This is a genomic window from Massilia genomosp. 1 (assembly GCF_011682185.1).
GTDB lineage: Bacteria > Pseudomonadota > Gammaproteobacteria > Burkholderiales > Burkholderiaceae_D > Telluria_A > Telluria_A rubra.
The window spans coordinates 1-581 of the sequence record NZ_WHJF01000364.1; the positions used below are offsets into that span (position 1 = coordinate 1).

2 tRNA genes and 1 rRNA gene are annotated in these 581 nt (G+C 47.5%); all 3 read right to left on the reverse strand.

Annotated elements, in window-relative coordinates:
• Window positions 1-201 precede the first annotated feature (201 nt).
• Window positions 202-277, reverse strand: a tRNA-Ala gene (locus F1735_RS34100).
• Between the two features lie 20 nt (window positions 278-297).
• Window positions 298-374, reverse strand: a tRNA-Ile gene (locus tag F1735_RS34105).
• Between the two features lie 91 nt (window positions 375-465).
• Window positions 466-581 (reverse strand): 16S ribosomal RNA (locus tag F1735_RS34110); the annotation flags it as partial.

The window sequence follows — 581 nt, forward strand, 5'->3', positions numbered from 1 at the left end:
ACAGAGATAAGAAAGTACAGCGTTGTTGCTTTGTTTTGATACATACAATCACTACCCATCGTCTGACCTGTCGGTCAAACGATTAAAACTTTACTTCTTCCAGATTGTTAAAGAACGAAACAGCTTTAATCTCTAAAAGACCAAACCTAAACATCTCACCATGTGGTGTTGCTTACGTTTGCACTTTCAAGATTAGTAGAGTGGTGGAGGATGACGGGATCGAACCGACGACCCCCTGCTTGCAAAGCAGGTGCTCTCCCAGCTGAGCTAATCCCCCAAGGTATATCTAAGACATACTGGTAGGGCTGGTTGGACTCGAACCAACGACCCCCGCGTTATCAACACGGTGCTCTAACCAGCTGAGCTACAGCCCCGACTTGGACACTGCTACTGTTTCTTCTAAATTCAACAGTCGATAAGAGTGGACGCTTAATGAACTGACTCTATAGTCAGGTGCAACTCTAGAAAGGAGGTGATCCAGCCGCACCTTCCGATACGGCTACCTTGTTACGACTTCACCCCAGTCACGAATCCTACCGTGGTAAGCGCCCCCCTTGCGGTTAAGCTACCTACTTCTGGTA